This is a genomic window from Undibacterium sp. WLHG33 (assembly GCF_049544815.1).
Lineage (GTDB): Bacteria > Pseudomonadota > Gammaproteobacteria > Burkholderiales > Burkholderiaceae_D > Undibacterium.
Genome location: NZ_CP186697.1, coordinates 1,809,352 through 1,826,644 on the forward strand (window position 1 = coordinate 1,809,352; position 17,293 = coordinate 1,826,644).

General features: G+C 51.5%; 15 protein-coding genes and 1 pseudogene. 5 read left to right on the plus strand and 11 right to left on the minus strand.

Annotated features, from left to right (window positions below; translation table 11 throughout):
• Positions 1-91: 91 nt before the first annotated feature.
• A complete protein-coding gene (locus tag ACOTSW_RS08325; protein ID WP_423682127.1) occupies positions 92-790 on the minus strand; it encodes a hypothetical protein in 699 nt (232 codons plus the stop codon).
• Between ACOTSW_RS08325 and ACOTSW_RS08330 the strand changes: the two genes are divergently transcribed.
• The 4 genes from ACOTSW_RS08330 (at position 782) to ACOTSW_RS08345 (ending at position 6,407) form a co-directional block, all read left to right on the plus strand.
• Entirely contained in the window at positions 782-2,848 is a 2,067-nt protein-coding gene (locus ACOTSW_RS08330; RefSeq protein ID WP_423682128.1) for a glycohydrolase toxin TNT-related protein, read from the plus strand. The genes ACOTSW_RS08325 and ACOTSW_RS08330 overlap by 9 nt on opposite strands.
• Positions 2,849-3,374: 526 nt before the next feature.
• Positions 3,375-4,637 (plus strand): RHS repeat domain-containing protein, encoded by a 1,263-nt coding sequence (locus ACOTSW_RS08335; RefSeq protein ID WP_423682129.1) that lies wholly within the window; start codon positions 3,375-3,377, stop codon positions 4,635-4,637.
• Between the two features lie 15 nt (positions 4,638-4,652).
• Positions 4,653-5,258, plus strand: coding sequence for a DUF416 family protein (locus ACOTSW_RS08340; protein ID WP_423682130.1), 606 nt, complete (start codon positions 4,653-4,655; stop codon positions 5,256-5,258).
• A gap of 501 nt (positions 5,259-5,759) precedes the next feature.
• Positions 5,760-6,407, plus strand: coding sequence for a hypothetical protein (locus ACOTSW_RS08345; RefSeq protein WP_423682131.1), 648 nt, complete (start codon positions 5,760-5,762; stop codon positions 6,405-6,407).
• A gap of 94 nt (positions 6,408-6,501) precedes the next feature.
• On the opposite strand, the gene ACOTSW_RS08350 is transcribed toward ACOTSW_RS08345, so the two are convergent.
• The 10 genes and pseudogenes from ACOTSW_RS08350 to ACOTSW_RS08395 all read right to left on the minus strand — a co-directional run bounded on the left by ACOTSW_RS08350 (position 6,502) and on the right by ACOTSW_RS08395 (position 16,102).
• Positions 6,502-6,699 carry a hypothetical protein gene (locus tag ACOTSW_RS08350; RefSeq protein ID WP_423682132.1) on the minus strand — a complete coding sequence of 66 codons (198 nt, stop codon included), beginning with the start codon at positions 6,697-6,699 and terminating at the stop codon, positions 6,502-6,504.
• Positions 6,700-6,864: 165 nt separating this feature from the next.
• Positions 6,865-7,110, minus strand: coding sequence for a hypothetical protein (locus ACOTSW_RS08355; protein ID WP_423682133.1), 246 nt, complete (start codon positions 7,108-7,110; stop codon positions 6,865-6,867).
• Between the two features lie 438 nt (positions 7,111-7,548).
• Complete coding sequence (locus ACOTSW_RS08360; RefSeq protein WP_423682134.1) at positions 7,549-8,739, minus strand: ABC transporter permease; 1,191 nt, start codon at positions 8,737-8,739, stop codon at positions 7,549-7,551.
• Positions 8,721-10,202: an efflux transporter outer membrane subunit gene (locus tag ACOTSW_RS08365; RefSeq protein WP_423682135.1), complete on the minus strand. Its 1,482-nt coding sequence runs from the start codon at positions 10,200-10,202 to the stop codon at positions 8,721-8,723. Before ACOTSW_RS08365 ends, ACOTSW_RS08360 begins: the two co-directional genes overlap by 19 nt.
• Positions 10,199-11,134: an efflux RND transporter periplasmic adaptor subunit gene (locus tag ACOTSW_RS08370; RefSeq protein WP_423682136.1), complete on the minus strand. Its 936-nt coding sequence runs from the start codon at positions 11,132-11,134 to the stop codon at positions 10,199-10,201. The genes ACOTSW_RS08365 and ACOTSW_RS08370 overlap by 4 nt, the downstream gene beginning before the upstream one ends.
• Before the next feature lie 11 nt (positions 11,135-11,145).
• Positions 11,146-11,846 (minus strand): annotated as a pseudogene (locus ACOTSW_RS08375) (ABC transporter ATP-binding protein).
• Positions 11,847-12,038: 192 nt separating this feature from the next.
• On the minus strand, positions 12,039-13,433 hold the full coding sequence (locus ACOTSW_RS08380; protein ID WP_423682137.1) for a heavy metal sensor histidine kinase: 1,395 nt from the start codon (positions 13,431-13,433) through the stop codon (positions 12,039-12,041).
• Positions 13,434-13,439: 6 nt separating this feature from the next.
• Entirely contained in the window at positions 13,440-14,114 is a 675-nt protein-coding gene (locus ACOTSW_RS08385; RefSeq protein WP_423682138.1) for a heavy metal response regulator transcription factor, read from the minus strand.
• A 198-nt stretch (positions 14,115-14,312) separates the two neighbouring features.
• Complete coding sequence (locus ACOTSW_RS08390; protein ID WP_423682139.1) at positions 14,313-15,437, minus strand: flavin monoamine oxidase family protein; 1,125 nt, start codon at positions 15,435-15,437, stop codon at positions 14,313-14,315.
• On the minus strand, positions 15,434-16,102 hold the full coding sequence (locus ACOTSW_RS08395; protein WP_423682141.1) for a cupin domain-containing protein: 669 nt from the start codon (positions 16,100-16,102) through the stop codon (positions 15,434-15,436). The genes ACOTSW_RS08390 and ACOTSW_RS08395 overlap by 4 nt, the downstream gene beginning before the upstream one ends.
• A gap of 249 nt (positions 16,103-16,351) precedes the next feature.
• Between ACOTSW_RS08395 and gcvA the strand changes: the two genes are divergently transcribed.
• The gene (gene gcvA / locus ACOTSW_RS08400) at positions 16,352-17,287 is read left to right on the plus strand and encodes a transcriptional regulator GcvA (protein ID WP_423682142.1); all 936 of its coding nucleotides are present in this window, start codon (positions 16,352-16,354) and stop codon (positions 17,285-17,287) included.
• The last annotated feature ends 6 nt before the right edge of the window (positions 17,288-17,293 follow it).

Sequence of the window (17,293 nt, forward strand, 5' to 3'; positions counted from 1 at the left end):
GAGATCCAACTTAATAAAATTGGTCTTTTGTAGTAAATGGCTTTCCCACCAAGTCATCAAAAGCCGTCTGGCGCTGTTGCTTATCCCACATTCATTTTGTCCGCGTCTTTTTTTTTGTGTAATCCTTGATGAATTCGCTACGGAAACAGCTGAATTTGACTGCAGTAAATTCAAAGTAAGCAATAAATTTATTCGTATCAATGACGTAGGTTGGGGATATTTTGTTCAGGACTTGCTTCATTTCATTTTTTAGCTCACTTTTACTTAATCTGCGAAGTAGAGGAAACAGTCCTTCTCTGTAAGAATCTCTGTCAAGTTTCATTTCTAGCGCTTCAAAAATTGTAATTGCGCTATAGGGCAAATCAACTTCCAAATGGGGAGTATGTTTTTCTGCTCTCCGGAGAGTCAAATATGGTTCCGATCTTTTGCTTTGGATATCTGTTGTTGCTAATTGCAGCAAATCTTCCATGCTAAGTGGTAGCAGGAGCATCAGCCATATGATTCCATAGAGCTCTAGTTCAATTGGCTCTAGATTTCCACCTGTAAAGCGTCCTCGATTGAGTGGGGCAATTTGATTTAATTCCTTAACGAAGTTTCTAGCGTATTCATAGCTCTTAAAGCACGGAATACGCGGCATTGCCAAGTCTGCGGACAGTTTTTCAATGCCGTTCTTGTGTCTTTCCTTAAGAATTTTTGTACGATATTTTTCAGCTTCTATCCTGGCCTGTTCCTCAGAAAGATCTTTAGCGCTCCCAAGTGATTTTTCATAGGGTGTCCCCTTGTGCATCATTCTAAACTCGGGGAGCAGGTCACTGACACCACGACCCTGTATCTGGACACCACCTACAAAAGTAAAAACGAATACGATGAATGGAGCCGCCTGATCCGCCAGCAATACCAGCGAGGCAACGCCACCCCCAAAATCTTTGATCATCGCTACAACCGCTATGGCTATCTTGACCGTCTGGAAAGACGGAGCCTTGTCTTATGGCGAGCCACCGTCCAGGATGCCTCACAACACGTCCGTCAGGCGAAACTGGGCAATGGCCTGGATGTCAAATACGACTACAACCCCTACACAAGTCGCCTGAAGCAAAGCATTCTTCAAAACAGCCAGGGAAGCGCACTGCTACAAGAAGGCTACACCTACGACGTATTGGGCAATGTAGATCGTCGCAGCCAGTATTGGAACAACAGTGGATACAGCGAAGGCTTTACCTACGACGAACTCAACCGGCTCGAAAGCGCCACCGTTGACGGCCAGACCAGCCAACACTTCCGCTACGACGCCATCGGCAACATCCTCAGCAAAACCGGTGTCGGCATGGGCGACTACATCTACCCCGCCTCCGGCAGCAATAGCGTGCGCCCCCATGCCGTTAAGCAAATCCCCGGAATCGGTGCGCATGAATACGACGACAACGGCAACCTGCTGAGCACCATCCGCAGCAGTCGCTGGGTCAACATCGACTGGACCAGCTTCGACATGCCAAAACGCATCAGCAAAGGCGAGGCCGATAGCAGCCAGTTCACCTACGGACCTGAACACCAGAGAAGCAAACACACCAAAACCAGCCAGCCCAATGGCAACCCGACAGTCACCACCACCTACTATGCCGGAGCACAAGAGGCTGAAGTCAACAATGGTCAGGCGACAGTCAAAACCTACTGGCCGTATGGGCTCGGTGTTGAGATCGACCAACCGGGCAGCAACACCAGCGAACTCAACTGGAGCCATCACGACAGACTGGGCAGCATCATCAGCATCAGCGACAGCAGCGGCAACCTCAAAGAAAAACTGGCCTACGACAGTTGGGGCAAACGCCGAACCACCGATGGCAGCGCGACACCGGATAATCTGGACGGGCAAGTCGACAACAAAGGCTACACCGGCCATGAAATGCTGGATCAGCTTGATCTGGTGCACATGAATGGCAGGATCTACGACCCCCTGATGGCACGGTTTCTGAGTGCTGATCCGATGATTCAGGATCCCGCACATAGCCAGAGCTACAACCGGTATACTTACGTGTGGAACAACCCGACGAATTTGACGGATCCGACGGGATATAAAGCGCAAGATACTTGGATAGATGATGAATTAAAGAGACAAGCGGCAAAAGATCCGTTTGGTAATTGGAGCGTCGTGTATGGAGAGAGAAAGGGGAGTGTTACTGCTACGGTTTTAAATACCGAAAACAAAAATAATAATAGCCTTGATCATTCTGCGAAACCACCGGAAGACGTCGCAAAGATTGGAGTCATGGGGGCTGTTGTTCAAAATGACGCCTTGAAACAAGGTCGATGTTCAACTCCAAGCAACGCTTGTACTGAACAAAATGCGAGATATGAAGCGGCGTTTAAAGCGCGTGCTGAAGGTGATGCAATCAAGCCATTTACCCTCGTCGAGGAAACTGCTGCCAGTATTGTTACGGGGAATTTTGTATTTCGCGGATTGAAGTGGGGCATAGGCGCTATTTTTGCTGGACGCACTACTGAAATAATATTGAGTGAGAGTCGTGCGCTTACTACTTACTATCCTACTAATGACGGTTTTTTGGGGGCCGCCACGCAACTCACGCTGAAAGAGGGGCAAATAATCAATCGTTTTGGTGGTAGCGAGTATTCAAGATTTTTTTCGCCACCGGAAATCTCCGCATTTGCTCGCTCGCTGCCCCCAGGTGTGGCTGAGGAACAGTTGCGAACCTTCCAAGTACTTAAGTCATTTGAGGTTCAATCAGGTACTGTGGCTCCTGCATTCGGTCAATTCGGACTTGGAACACAATATAGATCATCAATGCAACTTGGGGATCTTTTGAAAAATGAATTTCTCAAGGAGATTAAATAATGAATCGTACTTTCCTAGAATTGCCAGGGTGGATATTCGATGTTGATGAGGTGTCTGCTGGAGTGTATCAAGTAGTAGCGAGTGATATAAAAGGACACCGAATTTGCAGAGTAGGGACTGACCCTACTGCACTGATTGAAGAGTGTAGGAGTGAAGCAATCATGTGTTTAGCAAGCGTAGGGAGCGTCACACGCACAAATTAGGCGATATTGATGTCCGTCGGCTGGCTGTCACGTTTAATTGAGGAACGCGGTGTGCGTGTCGCACCCGACGGAGCAGGCACGCTACGCTTGACGACATCGTATCTCACAGGCGGAACCGCAACAGGTTCTGCCTTTTTTATGCCCGCAACGCACAGAAATGGCTTCTGGCATTAAAAATATACTCCCCGGGAGTATATTTGAAAGCCCTTTATTTATAAGGAGATAAAGGCGTTTTTTCCATATACCCCCATAAAAATGCCTGATTGACCGATGTTTTCCGTGTTGCTGCGCCGCATACCGTTTCGCCCGCAGTCAATCTGACAGTGCGCAGCAAACACACCAAAACCAGCCAGCCCAATGGCAACCCGGCAGTCACCACCACCTACTGCGCCGGAGCACAAGAAGCTGAACTCAACAATGGTCAGGCCACCGTCAAAACCTACTGGCCGTATGGGCTCGGTGTTGAGATCGACCAACCAGGCAGCAGCTCCAGCGAACTCAACTGGAGCCATCACGACAGACTGGGCAGCATCATCAGCATCAGCGACAGCAGTGGCAATCTCAAAGAAAAACTGGCCTACGACAGCTGGGGCAAACGCCGAACCACCGATGGCAGCGCGACACCGGATAATCTGGACGGGCAAGTCGACAACAAAGGCTACACCGGCCATGAAATGCTCGATCAGCTCGATCTGGTGCACATGAACGGCAGGATCTACGACCCCCTGATGGCACGGTTTCTGAGTGCTGATCCGATGATTCAGGATCCGCTACATAGCCAGAGCTACAACCGGTATACTTACGTGTGGAACAACCCGACGAATCTGACCGATCCGACGGGGTACAGAACGCAAGATGATTGGATACAGGAGGAATTAAAGAGACAAGCGGCAAAAGATCCGTTTGGTAATTGGAGCGTCACGCCTGCGAGGACGGGGAGTGTTACTGCTACGGTTTTAAATACCGAAAACAAAAATAATAATAGCCTTGATCATTCTGCGAAACCACCGGAAGACGCGGCAAACAACGCAGGCAGCTTTTTAGCGGACGCCAAAGAGTGGGTTCGAGGCCATGTGCAGCAGCTGAAGAATGATCTCAGTTATAACTTGGATCATCCGCTTGAGACATTCGAAAACGCCACCGTGCCTTTCGGAGGTGAAGGTGCAGGTGTTGCAGCGGCTTCAGAAGGAATTTTAAAGGGGGGCGGTAAATTAGTTTCTTGGTTGGGGAAAATCTTTGGCAAAGAAGAGAGTTTGATTGAAACAGCAGCAGAACGAGCCAATCAAATACACTCCGTTTTAGACCCTCGTGCACAGCGTGCTCGGACCACAGCAGTGACTGAAACTGAAGAGGGTGTTCGAGTAGTAAGTTCAAGCGAGCGACGGTTATCTCCAGCTCAACGAGCATTGTTAAAATCCAATGAAGTTGAGGGTGTTGGTGTGGGTCATGCTGAAGTTACTGGAGTTAATGCGGCCAGACAAATGGGGCTGACTCCAACTGGGACTGCAGCAAGTCGTCCTATTTGCAGTGGTTGTGCGAATACACTGCAGGAAGAAAAAATTACCACATTGAGCCCTCTGAAGTGAGGATGATAGGTAAAAATGGAAACTGCATTCAATAGTGATGTTTTGAGGGAGCAACTAAACGAATTAGCTGCTCAATGGCAACTGGCATTTGGTGCATCTTGCTGCGAACGTTTGTTGCCTAACTATTTGGCATTTAATATTGATGCCAAATGGGGCAATTTTGCCCCTATAAGAGAGGCACTAGATTTAGTGTGGTCTTCCTTGGAGGGGCATGCATATGATCGAGATACTGTACAAAAATTAATTACTATATGTGAGAATGTTGCCCCGGATTCTGAAGATTTTACGTCACTATATGTGAGCTTTGCACAGGATGCATGTTTTTCTGTTTGTGGGTTGTTGGATTTTTTGTTGAAAAATGATGTTAAAGAGATTGTACAGGCAGCTACATATGCAATGAGCTCAGTTGATTTGTTCGTACAGGAGCTTGAAAACATGAGGCCTAATGATCCAGACCTTGAGCTGAAAATACTAAGTCATCCCTTGATGCAACGGGAGCTGGAAAAGCAGCGGGTAGACCTTGAACGTATTACAAACACTTCCGTTTTGGATACTGTTTTTTTGTCACAGCTAAGATCAGAATCGGGAAACAATGGGAAAAGCAACTTAAATCTTCCGTGATATGCATGTAAATACAATTGCTTGAGTTGATTTAACTGCTTTTTTAGCGTAAGTGCCATCTGGTGAGAACGCTGTATCACAGCAATGGGCAGGGCGGGTTCGCCGGTTTTGACCCCGAATAGTAATGTGTAATCAGCCATGCACCTAAAATTCAACCCGCCTCGCCCGCATCCCCCGCAGCGAGGCGCATCCCCCAGGCAACCTCATCCTCATGCGTCGTTGCTATGCCCGACAAGGCAAACGACGCCTTCGTTTGCTGCCAATCCTCATCCGCTTGAGCCAGCCCGGCATACCACCGGCGCTGGCGGGCCGCGTCTAAAGAAATCAGCTTGAACGTAGGTTGGTTTTCATTTTTTCAGCCCCAATCAACGCAATAAAAACCAATCCACCATCAACCAATATGACGCCCTCGGTCGACTGATTGCCCGTACCGAGCCAGACCTCATCAGTCGCTGGGATTACGACCAGCGGGCAGACCAGATCGCCAGCCAGGCCAACTGCATGACAAGCAACAGCTGCGGTCAGCTCGTCGAAGCCTACACCCTCGTCAATAACAACAAAGACTATCGCCGCACCCACACCTATGATGCACTGGGACGTCCTGACACCACGACCCAGTATCTGGATACCATCTATAGCAGTAAAAACGCATACGATGAATGGAGCCGCTTGATTCGCCAGCAATACCAGCGAGGCAACGCCACCCCCAAAATCTTTGATCATCGTTACAACCGCTATGGCTATCTTGATCGCCTGGAAAGAGGCAACCTCGTCCTCTGGCGAGCCACCGTCCATGATGCCTCACAACACGTCCGTCAGGCGAAACTGGGCAATGGCCTGGATGTCAAATACGACTACAACCCCTACACAAGTCGCCTGAAGCAAAGCATTCTTCAAAACAGCCAGGGAAACGCACTGCTACAAGAAGGCTACACCTACGACGTATTAGGCAATGTAGATCGTCGCAGCCAGTATTGGAACAACAGTGGATACAGCGAAGGCTTTGCCGCCCAGATGTTTGCCGACATCATATTTCACAGGCGGAACCGCAACAGGTCCTGCCTTTTTTATGCCCGCAACACGCAGAAATGGCTTTTAGGGTTAAAAAAAATACCCCCGGGAGTATATTTAAAAGTCCTTTATTTATAAGGAGATAAAGGCGTTTTTGCCACATACTCCCCTGAAAATGCCTGATTGACCGATGTTTTACGTGTTGCTGCGCCGCATACCGTTTCGCCCGCAGTTAATTTGCCAGAACGCCAGCAAACACATCAAAACCAGCCAGCCAAATGGCAACCCGACAGTCACCACCACCTGCTATGCCGGAGCGCGAGAAGCCAATATCAACAATGCTCAGGCGACAGTCAAAACCTGCTGGCCGTATGGGCTTGGTGTTGAGATCGACCAAGCGGTTAACCGGATACGGCCACATCAGTTCCATGAGGGATTGGTGCCGGCCGTCACCGAAGAAAAACTTAACGTAATGTCTGGGATGAGGTGGCCATTACCAAGCCCAAAGCCAGTCTTTAAAAATGGATGGTATTAAGCGCTGATGTGTTTCTATATTTTTCAGCATCAATGAGTCGTGGCTGATTATGATTTTTGGTCACATGAAGGTCATTTCCAAACCGCTCGTCCTGGCGACGACGTAGGTAAGAAGCCCCAGACCCAGCAGTAATAGCGTGAAGGCGGCGAATACCTTGCTACTGGCGCGCAGAACTGCTCGCGCCTCTTTCGCTGTATTTTTCCCTTTTTTCGCTTTGTCGTAATGCCACTTGATGGCGAAGAACATGCCGGTGCCCAGCACGAGTATCTTAAACGTCACTAAGATTATGGGAATCCATTCCATCATTTTGATTATTTTCCAGACTAAGAATCGGCACTGTCGATAACATCAGAATATATCGTCGGCAGTGTTGCCTTAAAACGCTGCTCCGACAGCGATATGGTATTTTAAATTGTCCATTCCTTGCTGCGCTTGACTCTTCACGATACCTTTCTGCGAAATCAGGAAGGCATTCAAACCGGTGAATTAGCAGATCCAGAAGAAGATATGAACGGTTGCGCCAGGAGGGCAATGTTGTTACAGGGCATAACGCATTCTACTTAAAAGCAATAGCCATAGACAGAGACAAACTGTCCCAGTTGAAAAAACAATAATGCAAAAATAAGGATCTGATTGCCGCAGTGACCTGTGCAGAGTGAGGTTTTTTATCTGTTGCCGATGACGTGTTTTCAGTACTGGCTAAGGATTCGTGAGTGACTCTTCCGGCGCTGGTGATTCAGTATTTTATCGGGCAGCAAATACCTTTGCCGGCTCCAGTTTAAGAACCGGACGTGCACTGACGATTGCTGCGATGACTCCTGTCAGTATAACCATGCCACCACCCGCAAGCGGAGCAAACCACATCATGCGGAAAGGGTAGTCGCTGTTACGCAAAAACAGATCGGCGAGGGCGCACAGACCCGTGCCCATTCCTGCACCCGATAGTCCGCATACCATGGCTTGTAAGAACACCATTTTCAGTAATTGTGAAGGGAGTGTGCCGAGTGCGCTCAGCACGGCATACTGCTGCAGACTTTCGCTGGTGAACATATAGAGCATGACGCCAGTAACGCCGAATCCTACGGCAATCGCCAGAATCAACATGGACATGACATCGCCTACGTCTTCAGAATTACGCAGATACCAGTGTACCGTCTCTGTTTTGAAATCAGCGGCTGTTCGTGCTTTCAGGCCGGTCTGTTGCTCGATGCGCGTAGCGAGTGTCTGCATGCTGTTGTCTGATCCGGCGCGAACCAGGATAAAGCTGATTTGCCTGCGTTCGGAGGGCAAAATATGGCGAGCGTTGGTGAGCGTCATGTACATCAGCGGTTTGGCCGGATAACGAGGATGCGCATTCGATACACCGGCAATGCGTATGCGGTGATCATAGAGTTCCAGCTGATCGTTCCTGGCCAGCCGGCGCATCGCCGCGTTGACGTGTGAACGACCACCGCTCGGCCATGTATCACTGGTATGCAGCGGCGTCACCAGTTTGTCTTCTGTGCCACCGTCATCAACTACGACCTGACCCGGCTGGCGCAGTACAGCATGATCCAGGCCTGCCATTCGCGGAAGACCGGCGAGACTGCTGTCGTCAACGCCGATTACCTGAAATGACTGAAACGAACCGTTCGGAAAGCGGACTTCAGCAGAACTGAGCAGCAGTGGTATGGCGGCGGCAACGCCCGGTACTGAACGGACACGTAACAATGCTGCGTCAGATAGATTCGTTGTCTGCTCAACGGAACTGACTGCCGCGTCCATGACCCAGATATCGCCTTGCGTTTCACTGATCAGTGCAAATCCGCGTGTCATAAAGCCGCAAAAATACGAAACAGCAAAGGTGACCAGAAAGGCGGTAAAGGTTACGCCGAGTATCAGTGTGATGAATTTCGTCCGGTCACCACCCAGCATTTTTAATGCGATGTGATACATGTTGAATTATCCGGTGTCTGTTTCTGAAAACAAGAGTCTGTATCGTTGAGCTGGGATTCTGCCGATGAATGGTAAAGATGGCCGGCAAATGCCTTGTTGATGGCTATCCAGCTCGAAGCGAGGGCGGCGGTACTGCGTATCTGCTCTTGCCGGGTAGTGATCCAGGTATGTCTGGCATGCAGAACTGCGCGATAATCGCTGAGTCCCGCAGCATAATGTGATTCAGCCTGAGTGAGTCGTTTTTGAGCAAGTGTGACATTTTCTGAATATTGAGCTTGCAGTTTTTTTTCCTGCTCATAGCCGGTCAAGCTGTTTTCCACATCTTCTGTAGCCTGTAGAATAGTCTGACGATAAATGATCAGCGCCTGCTGTTGTTCTGCATTACGTACCTGTATGGTGGCAGCGATTTGTCCACCACGCAGCAGGGGCCACGATAAGGATGGACCGATACGCCAGATGCGGCTTGCGCCTTCGGCCAGTTTGCCGAAAACAGAGCTGGCCAGACCGATTTGTCCGAGCAGAGAAAAGCGTGGATACCATTCGGCCTGCGCTGCACCTGCTCTGGCGGATGCTGCTGCCAGAAGTTTTTCTGCAGCCAGAATATCAGGGCGTTGTCGCAGCAGTTCAGACGGCAGGGCGGATGGAAGGGCAACGGGTGTTACCGGTAACTGCTGAAAACGACTGAGTTGCAACTCGCCGGGGTATCTGCCAAGTAAGACACTCAGCCGGTTCAGTGCGACATTCTTCATTACGCGCAGCGGTACGAGCGCCATTTGTGCCGAGCGTAATCCAGTTTCTGCTGTGATCAGATCAGCGCCGCTCGCAAACCCGGCATGACTTCTGGCGCGCACCAGCTCCAGCATATTTCGTGCTGTTTCCTCGTCTTCCTGTGCTGCTGCGATCAGCGCCTCCGCCTTTCTCAGTTCAATGTAATTGCGGGCGACTTCCGCCAGCATCGTTACACTGACATTAGCGAGTCCGGCCAGTGTCGCCTCTGTCTGCGCCAAAGCGGCATCTGAAAGCTGATGGCGCACACCAAAGAAATCCAGCTCCCAGCTTGCATCAAAGCCGAATTGAAACAGACTGTCGGTTTCTCCTGGCTGGCTGAATGTACTGCTATCGATGTTGGCGCTTTCGTGTTCACGCTTCGATAGCGCATTACCCTGAAGTGCAGGATTTCGCATAGCGCTGATGCTCTGGTATTCAGCGCGGGACTTACGCAGCAAAATGCGGGCGCGTTGTATATCCGGATTAAGGTGTTTAGCTTCCGCCATTAACAGATCCAGTTGCGGATCGGCAAACGCTTGCCACCACGGAGCATTATCAGGTAAAGCCGTCGTCTGTTCCGGCATGGTTTGCCATTTTTCCGGTAGCGTGATGACGGGGCGCTGGTAGCCGGAAGGCGTGGAACATGCCGACAACATCAGACAGATCAAGGCACAGATAACAGGTATCAGTTTCATGGTCGTGATGTTTCTGCTCTTACTTGTCTGCCTTTGATGCTGCTCGCTGGCGCAGACCCGGCATCAATAAAGACATCCAGCACTTGACCAATATACAGTGGTATTTCTTTTGTCTCGACACTGTAGATAACTTGCAGAACGCGGGTATCAATCCGTTCTGCGCTTGCTCCGGTCAGAGTTGATTTCGGGCGCAAATACGGCTCTGTCCGTTCAAAACGTAAGGTGAGCGGATGTTCTGTGTCGTTCCGTAAATAAGCGATCGCTGCTGCATCCAGGTGGAAGCGGCGGACATCGTTTTCGTCAATATTGACACGCACCTGACGACGAGCGGCGTCACCCATTAGTATTAATGGAGCACTGTTATCAGCATATTCGCCGCTGTGCAGGCGGATCTGCAATATCTGACCCGATACAGGTGCGCGAATGATACGGCGCTGCATCTCCATTCTGATTTCATCGACGGCAGCTTGTGCGGTGGCGACAAGCGCTTCATCTGTTTTGGCGGCGAACCGCCGGTTGTCAAGTTCTTCTGTGCTGATGGCACGTTTATCCGTTATCTGCTCAGCGCGTTCGCGGGCAAGACGTGACATTGCCAGCCTGGTCTGTGCTTCCTTCACGCGTGCATTAGCTGACGGCAGACGAGCTTGCAGATCGCTGTCATCCAGATACACCAGTGGTGTACCGGCACTGACCGTATTGCCCCAGCTTACGGGTATGCTTTTGATAATCGCAGCCACGGGCGTGCCGACAGCGATATTGCCTCCAAAAGCTTCCGTAATTCCTGTACCAGCGACCTGACTGGAAAATGGCGAGCGGATCTCTGTGCCCGGCGCTTTATCCGGCATGGTGACCTGCTCGTCGCGGATAACGGAAAACACGGCCAGTACGAGGCCGGAGAAGGTCAGTAGAGCCAATACATAATAACGATTCATAACGTCTAATTTCAGGAAGGGGACGTTTCAATGGAAATCACGCGGCCGTCGTCCATATGGGCGATTCGGTCAGCAAAACAAAAAATACGCGGATCGTGTGACACCACCAGCAGCGCTCGTCCGGCAGTTTTCGCAAGCGTGCGCAGGATTTCCATCACGTTTTGTCCTGCATCATGATCGAGACTGGAAGTCGGTTCGTCACAGATGATCATTTGCGGTTCGTGTACCAGCGCACGCGCAATGGCTACCCGCTGTTGCTGACCGCCACTCATACGTAAAGGTGAGTGGTCGGCGCGACTGGCCAGCCCCAGCGACTCCAGCACAATTCTGGCCTGAGCTTCGGCGGCTTGACGCGGAACGCCTTGCAGTAAAAGCGGTACAGAGACATTTTCAACAGCGGTCAGCGCCGGTAATAAATTAAAACTCTGAAAAACAAAACCGATGTGCTGTCCGCGAAAACGTGCCCGCTGCTGCGCGGACATCGTTTTATATCGTTGCCAAGTATTGTGCAATCTCCGCTGTCGGCATCGAGCATACCGCCGATAATCGAGATCAGACTGGTTTTACCGCAGCCTGACGGCCCGGCCAGCATCAGTAATTCGCCATCCTGAATATCGAGATCAACACCGCGCAGGGCAGGGGTCTGCACCTCACCCTGATAGTAGGTTTTATGAATCGCTCGACAGGAGACCAGCGGAGATGCAGAGGACATATTCTGGACAGGTATTCATTCGGAATCTGATTAACCAGAATAACAGTCACGTCTGATAGCAGCATGACGCGAATCTGACGATTTCGTCAGATTCGCCACGGCATTCAATATGCAGAGGAAATAGGTATAGGTCAGTACTGTTCAGCGCTGATGCCTTGTGTGGTGTGGCGATACGGCATCAGGCGGAAATTTTCAGGCAGATGCACTGTGTCGGGATAGATCGTTTGCCGGGAATTGCAGTTTTACCTCGGTGCCCTGACCGGGAGTGCTGCTGAATGTGATCGTGCCACCGTGCAGACGCATGATGGACTGCACGATGGCAAGGCCCAGGCCACTACCCTGACCGAGACGCTGCCTGGATCTGTCTGCAGTATAAAAACGTTCTGTGATGTGTGGCAGATCTTCGGTCGCAATTCCACAACCGGAATCGCTGACGCTAAGCTCGACGTCGCCATCTTGCAGAACGAGGGCGTTCAGTGTCACTGTACCTCCTCTGCCGGTATGTCTCAGTGCGTTATCCACCAGATTTGCGAGAGCGCGCCGTAAAAGTCCCTGATCTGCCGACAGATGGCCGTGCGCCTGCATGTGAAGAGTGATATCAAGCTCGTCCGCCATGGCCTGAAAAAAATGGCAGACAGACTGTAATTCGGCGGACAGATCGAGATTTTTATAATCGAGAGCAGTATCGGCTTGCTCAGCGCGGGCGAGGAACAGCAGAGCATCCACCATACGTGACAGCCTGGCGTATTCATCAAGCCCGGATTCCAGGCATTGCCGGTATTCCGCCGGGGAGCGCTCACGCGATAAGCTCATTTCAGCCTCGCTGCGTAATATCTGCAACGGTGTGCGCAGTTCATGTGCAATGTCTGCGGAAAAACGTGACATACGGGAAAATGCGTCGTCCAGTCGTATCAGAAGTCGGTTGAAATTATCTGCCAGCAGGCGCAATTCTTGTGGCCAGTCGGTTTCGCCGACACGCTGATTCAGCTGCTTTACACTCAGTCCGTCAACCAGAGCGGCCAGACGATGCAGCGGTGCCAGCCCGTAGCGCGCAATCGCGTAACCGGCGAACATGGCGATCAATAACACGGCAGCGACGCCGGTCAGCAGCATATCGCGATAGAAGTTCAGCAAGCGCTGTTCCTTGGCGAGGCGCATGGCTGCGTGTATGGTCAGCTTACCGGTGTGCTGTTGCATCAGGCGGTAACGCGTTCGCTGACGGTCGTACCAGTCTGTTTTTTCTGTTGTCCACGGCATGGCATCGAATATTTCTGACGCAATACCATGTGTATTTTCATTATTGGTATCAGCAATGACAGCATGATGCTCATCAAGAACTCTGACGCGAATATCAGGAAAGGTCTCGCCTTCGTGCTGCAATTCCTCCTGCAGAGCGTCGTAATTTTCCGGGTGCAGGGCGATCACGGCGCGCGCTTCGGAGACTTTACTCAATAAAAAAGTATCGTCTTCGCGCAGCAGCCGGTCAGCCAGCATCCAGTACATTGTGTAACCCACTGATGCGATCAGTGTCGTACTCAGCAATGCGTACCAGACCGTCAGCCGGATGGAAATCGAATTCAGTTTCATCGTCGATCAGTGTCGTACTTCCAGTACGTAGCCGACACCGCGCAAGGTATGGATCAGTTTCGGCTCAAATGGATCGTCCACTTTTTTACGCAGGCGACGGATAGCGGCATCGATCACATTGCTGTCGCCGTCGAAGTTCATATCCCATACCTGTTCCGCAAGATGAGTGCGGGTCAGCACTTCACCTGCATGGTGCATCATATAATCGAGTACCCGGTATTCTTGTGGTGCCAGATCGAGTATCTGCCCGGCACGGGAGACACGGTGTCTTTTTCTGTCCATTTCAAGATCGGCAACCCGGATTAAATCTGATGCTTGTACCGGTGCGCGTCGTAAAACATTACGGATACGTGCCAGCAATTCAGAAAAAGCAAAGGGCTTGACGAGGTAGTCGTCCGCGCCGGCATCGAGTCCTTTGACGCGATCAGATACCGCATCCAGTGCGGTGAGCAGGATAACAGGCAAGTTGGCCCGCTCCGCTTTGAGTGTACGTAAAACAGACCAGCCATCACATTTGGGCAACATGACATCGAGTATGATCAGTCCGTAGCTTTCACTCAGTGCCAGATGCAGACCATCGATGCCGTTCTCAGCGATGTCCGCAGAATAACCTTCCTCCCGCAGGGAGCGAGCCAGCGCAGCGGCAGTCTTAGGTTCATCTTCGATAATGAGAATTTTCATAAAGAGGGGCGTGTGACCGATCAGAAATTCGCGCCATTGTAACGCGAATGACTGTTACCGCTTTGCCCGGATAAACACTGGGGAACTGACGCACGACTTCGTTGCGGCGGTCGGCGGGATGACAGTGAAGCCAGCTGCAACTGAATGTCCCGGAATACGATTTGCCGCGTATTGCGCATGCTGGCCGACACTCAGTCCTCAGGCTGGGAAGGATGCCAGCAGCATATTGACGCCATTCGTTGCGGCTTCTATTGCGCCGGCGACGTAGCCTGGAAACTGTGGTGACCATTCGCTGGCGATACCTGTGATTCTGTTACGCCACGGGCCTTCCGCAACAAAGGAAACAGGCGCACTGGTGTGATGTCCTGACACTTCCAGATCGGCGCTGGTGGCCGTCCAGGGATCGGCAGCCCAGTCTTTGATGAAATCCGCTTTCGGCGTTGATGCTTGCCCACCAAACAGCCGTGACAATTGGGCTCTGCAGTGTGCCCGCAATGCATCTTCACCGACATCGCTGCGGGTACGGGCAGGAATGCCAAAAAAGCCAAAAAGCGCCGCGTTGCCACCGGGTATCGACGCATCATGAATTTCGGCAAGCGGGCCTTTGGCACTGCGCGCTTCGCCGGATAATCCTTGCATACGCCAGAAAGGTTCATCGTAAAGGGCAAGGTACTTGGCATGTGCTGCCATCCAGGTGGAGGTATGACGCCAGGCACGTACCAGTGACTCCGGAAGCAAGGGGGCGAAGTCGATTTTTGCCAGTGCCAGTCGCGGCGGCACAGCCAGCAGCACATGTTCGACCCGAAAGCTGTTGAGTTTGCCTTGCGTATCGAGAGTATCTTTAGTATCGAGTTCGATATGGCCGTCTTCACTGCGCATGCGCAGTATCTGTTGCCCCGGGAGCAGATTTTCTGGCGTTAATTTCAGACGTAAGGCCTCGGTCAGCGAGCGCATTCCTCCTGGCAAGCGCATGGATGCTGGTGTCGATGCGTAACCTCTCATGCGCATGGGGATGGCGTGCTGCGTGTGTTCGACCAGCATATCGCCGTCTTCATATTGGGCGAAACTTTCCAATCCCAGATGCTTGATGAGCTGATCGAGCTGCGGCTGATAAGCAGGCCAGAACCACGTTGGCCCGAGATCAAAGCGATCAAGCGGATGCGTACCTTCGAGGTGTGATGCAGATGCGATTCGGCCGCCCCATACTTTTCGGGCATCCAGAATAATGTAATCATTGATACCGTTCTCTTCCAGCAGATATGCTGCGTACAGGCCGGAAAGGCCTCCTCCTGCGATGGCGACGCGTGCTGTCTGTCTGCTCATATTTCTGTTCCGATTTCCGCGAGGTGACTGATCTTGAGATAAAGGATCGCGCCTTGTGTGCCGGCAACGATATCGGGATAGTGGCCTGCCGGCAGGCGAATCCAGCTGCCGCGCTCATAAGATTTATGATCTGCCACGATATTCCCGCTCAGAATGAATAACTCAGCACGTTGAACCGGTGCGCTGAACAGGGGCTCTCCAGGAGGCAGTCTTTGCAGACTTGTACTCTCGGCTTGGTCCTGATACAAGGGGCAAACATCACGTCCCGCCTCGTTGTGCCAGGATGCAGCTGCATGGGTGTCAATACGTACAGTTTGCGTTTCGTCGGGGCGCATCTGTTGCAGTTTGACGAAAATGACCGCTCCCTCACGGCTGGCGGGCTGATGAGCGGAGCCGGGAGGATTTCGCAAATACCAGCCCTCCGGATAGTGTGTTTCCCCCTCAGAAAAAACACCGGACAGAACCAGAATTTCCTCGCCTCCCGGATGCTGGTGCGGGGGGAACCGCGAACCGGGAGCGTATCGCACGATGCTGGTCGCGCGGGCCTGCTCAGCACCGATACGATCCAGCATAACGCGCTCCACTCCGCTTTGTGGTGATGGCAGCCATTCGTACTGGCTGGGAAGTACAACGGCGGGGCGTGAAAAGTCGGCATTAATCAGCATAGTTATTCCAGAAGTGCGTACGGCAACCTATTGCAGAGACTGGTATGGGGGCATTTATGTTGTCTCTTTGTCTGCACAATGACGCTTTTATTTACGATCAGTGAGCAGTTCACTGGGATTTGTTCTCTATGAAAGAAAATCTATGGTAAATTTTTTTACTACTCTCTCTCAGGAGAAGATTATTCATCGATTTCAGGCGGATAACAAATCAGATAAAGTATCTGTCCGAGAAAGAAAATATTTAATGCTATGAAATTTCCCATCCATCTGAATGCGCTTCGCGCCTTTGAGTCCAGTGCCAGACACCAGAGTTTTTCGGCGGCAGCGCAAGAACTGAATGTCACTCCGGCAGCAGTCGGTCAACTTGTCAGGGGACTGGAAGACTGGTTGGGAAAGCCATTGTTTATCCGCAGCACCAGCGGTAAAGCCAGACTTGTGATGACCGATGCCGCAGCGCGCGCGTTGCCGGATATCCGTGCCGGCCTGAATAAGCTGGCCTCGGGCATGGAACTTCTGAAAGAAGACGAGGCCCGCAATTTGCTGACGGTTACCGTGAGTCCTGCATTTGCCGCTAAGTGGCTGCTCCCGCGGTTTGAGCGATTTCAGGCAATTTGTCCCGACACTGATGTACGCCTGGAGACGCATCTGAAACCAGTCGATTTCATTGCGCAACGGGTGGATGTCGGTGTGCGTTACGGCGCTGGTACCTGGCCGGGCTTGACTGCTGAGAAATTGATGGGTGAGGAGATTTTTCCGGTCTGCTCTCCCGGTTTTTTACGGAAACACCGACGCTTGCACTCGCTGGCAGGGTTAAATTCTGTGACCCTGATTCACGACCTGTCGATGGACGGTCAATCGGGCTTCCCGACCTGGGAAAAGTGGTTTGCAATAGCAAAGCTCTCAGGTATCAACGCTGAGCGGGGGATGGAGATCAATAACTCGGCAGCGGTTCTGCAAGCAGCAATCGAAGGTCGTGGTGTGGCGCTGGCACGCAGCATCATGGCGCATGACGACCTGGCCGCCGGAAGATTGTTACGCTTGTTTCCAGAGATTCAGTTTGATTCAGAACTATCTTATTACGTGGTATATCGGCCTGAGTGCGCAAGTCAGCCACCACTGGCGGCATTCCGGGACTGGCTGATAAGCGAAGCGGCACGCCGCAACGAATTATGTCCTGAGTTCTGAATGCGG

Excerpts from the sequence above, each read along its gene's own strand:
- gcvA (WP_423682142.1), top strand. The coding sequence starts at position 16,352 with ATGAAATTTCCCATCCATCTGAATGCGCTTCGCGCCTTTGAGTCCAGT.
- ACOTSW_RS08355 (WP_423682133.1), bottom strand. The coding sequence starts at position 7,110 with ATGATGGAATGGATTCCCATAATCTTAGTGACGTTTAAGATACTCGTG.
- ACOTSW_RS08390 (WP_423682139.1), bottom strand. The coding sequence starts at position 15,437 with ATGAGCAGACAGACAGCACGCGTCGCCATCGCAGGAGGAGGCCTTTCC.
- ACOTSW_RS08340 (WP_423682130.1), top strand. The coding sequence starts at position 4,653 with ATGGAAACTGCATTCAATAGTGATGTTTTGAGGGAGCAACTAAACGAA.
- ACOTSW_RS08380 (WP_423682137.1), bottom strand. The coding sequence starts at position 13,433 with ATGAAACTGAATTCGATTTCCATCCGGCTGACGGTCTGGTACGCATTG.
- ACOTSW_RS08370 (WP_423682136.1), bottom strand. The coding sequence starts at position 11,134 with ATGAATCGTTATTATGTATTGGCTCTACTGACCTTCTCCGGCCTCGTA.
- ACOTSW_RS08345 (WP_423682131.1), top strand. The coding sequence starts at position 5,760 with ATGACAAGCAACAGCTGCGGTCAGCTCGTCGAAGCCTACACCCTCGTC.
- ACOTSW_RS08365 (WP_423682135.1), bottom strand. The coding sequence starts at position 10,202 with ATGAAACTGATACCTGTTATCTGTGCCTTGATCTGTCTGATGTTGTCG.
- ACOTSW_RS08395 (WP_423682141.1), bottom strand. The coding sequence starts at position 16,102 with ATGCTGATTAATGCCGACTTTTCACGCCCCGCCGTTGTACTTCCCAGC.
- ACOTSW_RS08360 (WP_423682134.1), bottom strand. The coding sequence starts at position 8,739 with ATGTATCACATCGCATTAAAAATGCTGGGTGGTGACCGGACGAAATTC.
- ACOTSW_RS08350 (WP_423682132.1), bottom strand. The coding sequence starts at position 6,699 with ATGGAACTGATGTGGCCGTATCCGGTTAACCGCTTGGTCGATCTCAAC.
- ACOTSW_RS08385 (WP_423682138.1), bottom strand. The coding sequence starts at position 14,114 with ATGAAAATTCTCATTATCGAAGATGAACCTAAGACTGCCGCTGCGCTG.
- ACOTSW_RS08325 (WP_423682127.1), bottom strand. The coding sequence starts at position 790 with ATGATGCACAAGGGGACACCCTATGAAAAATCACTTGGGAGCGCTAAA.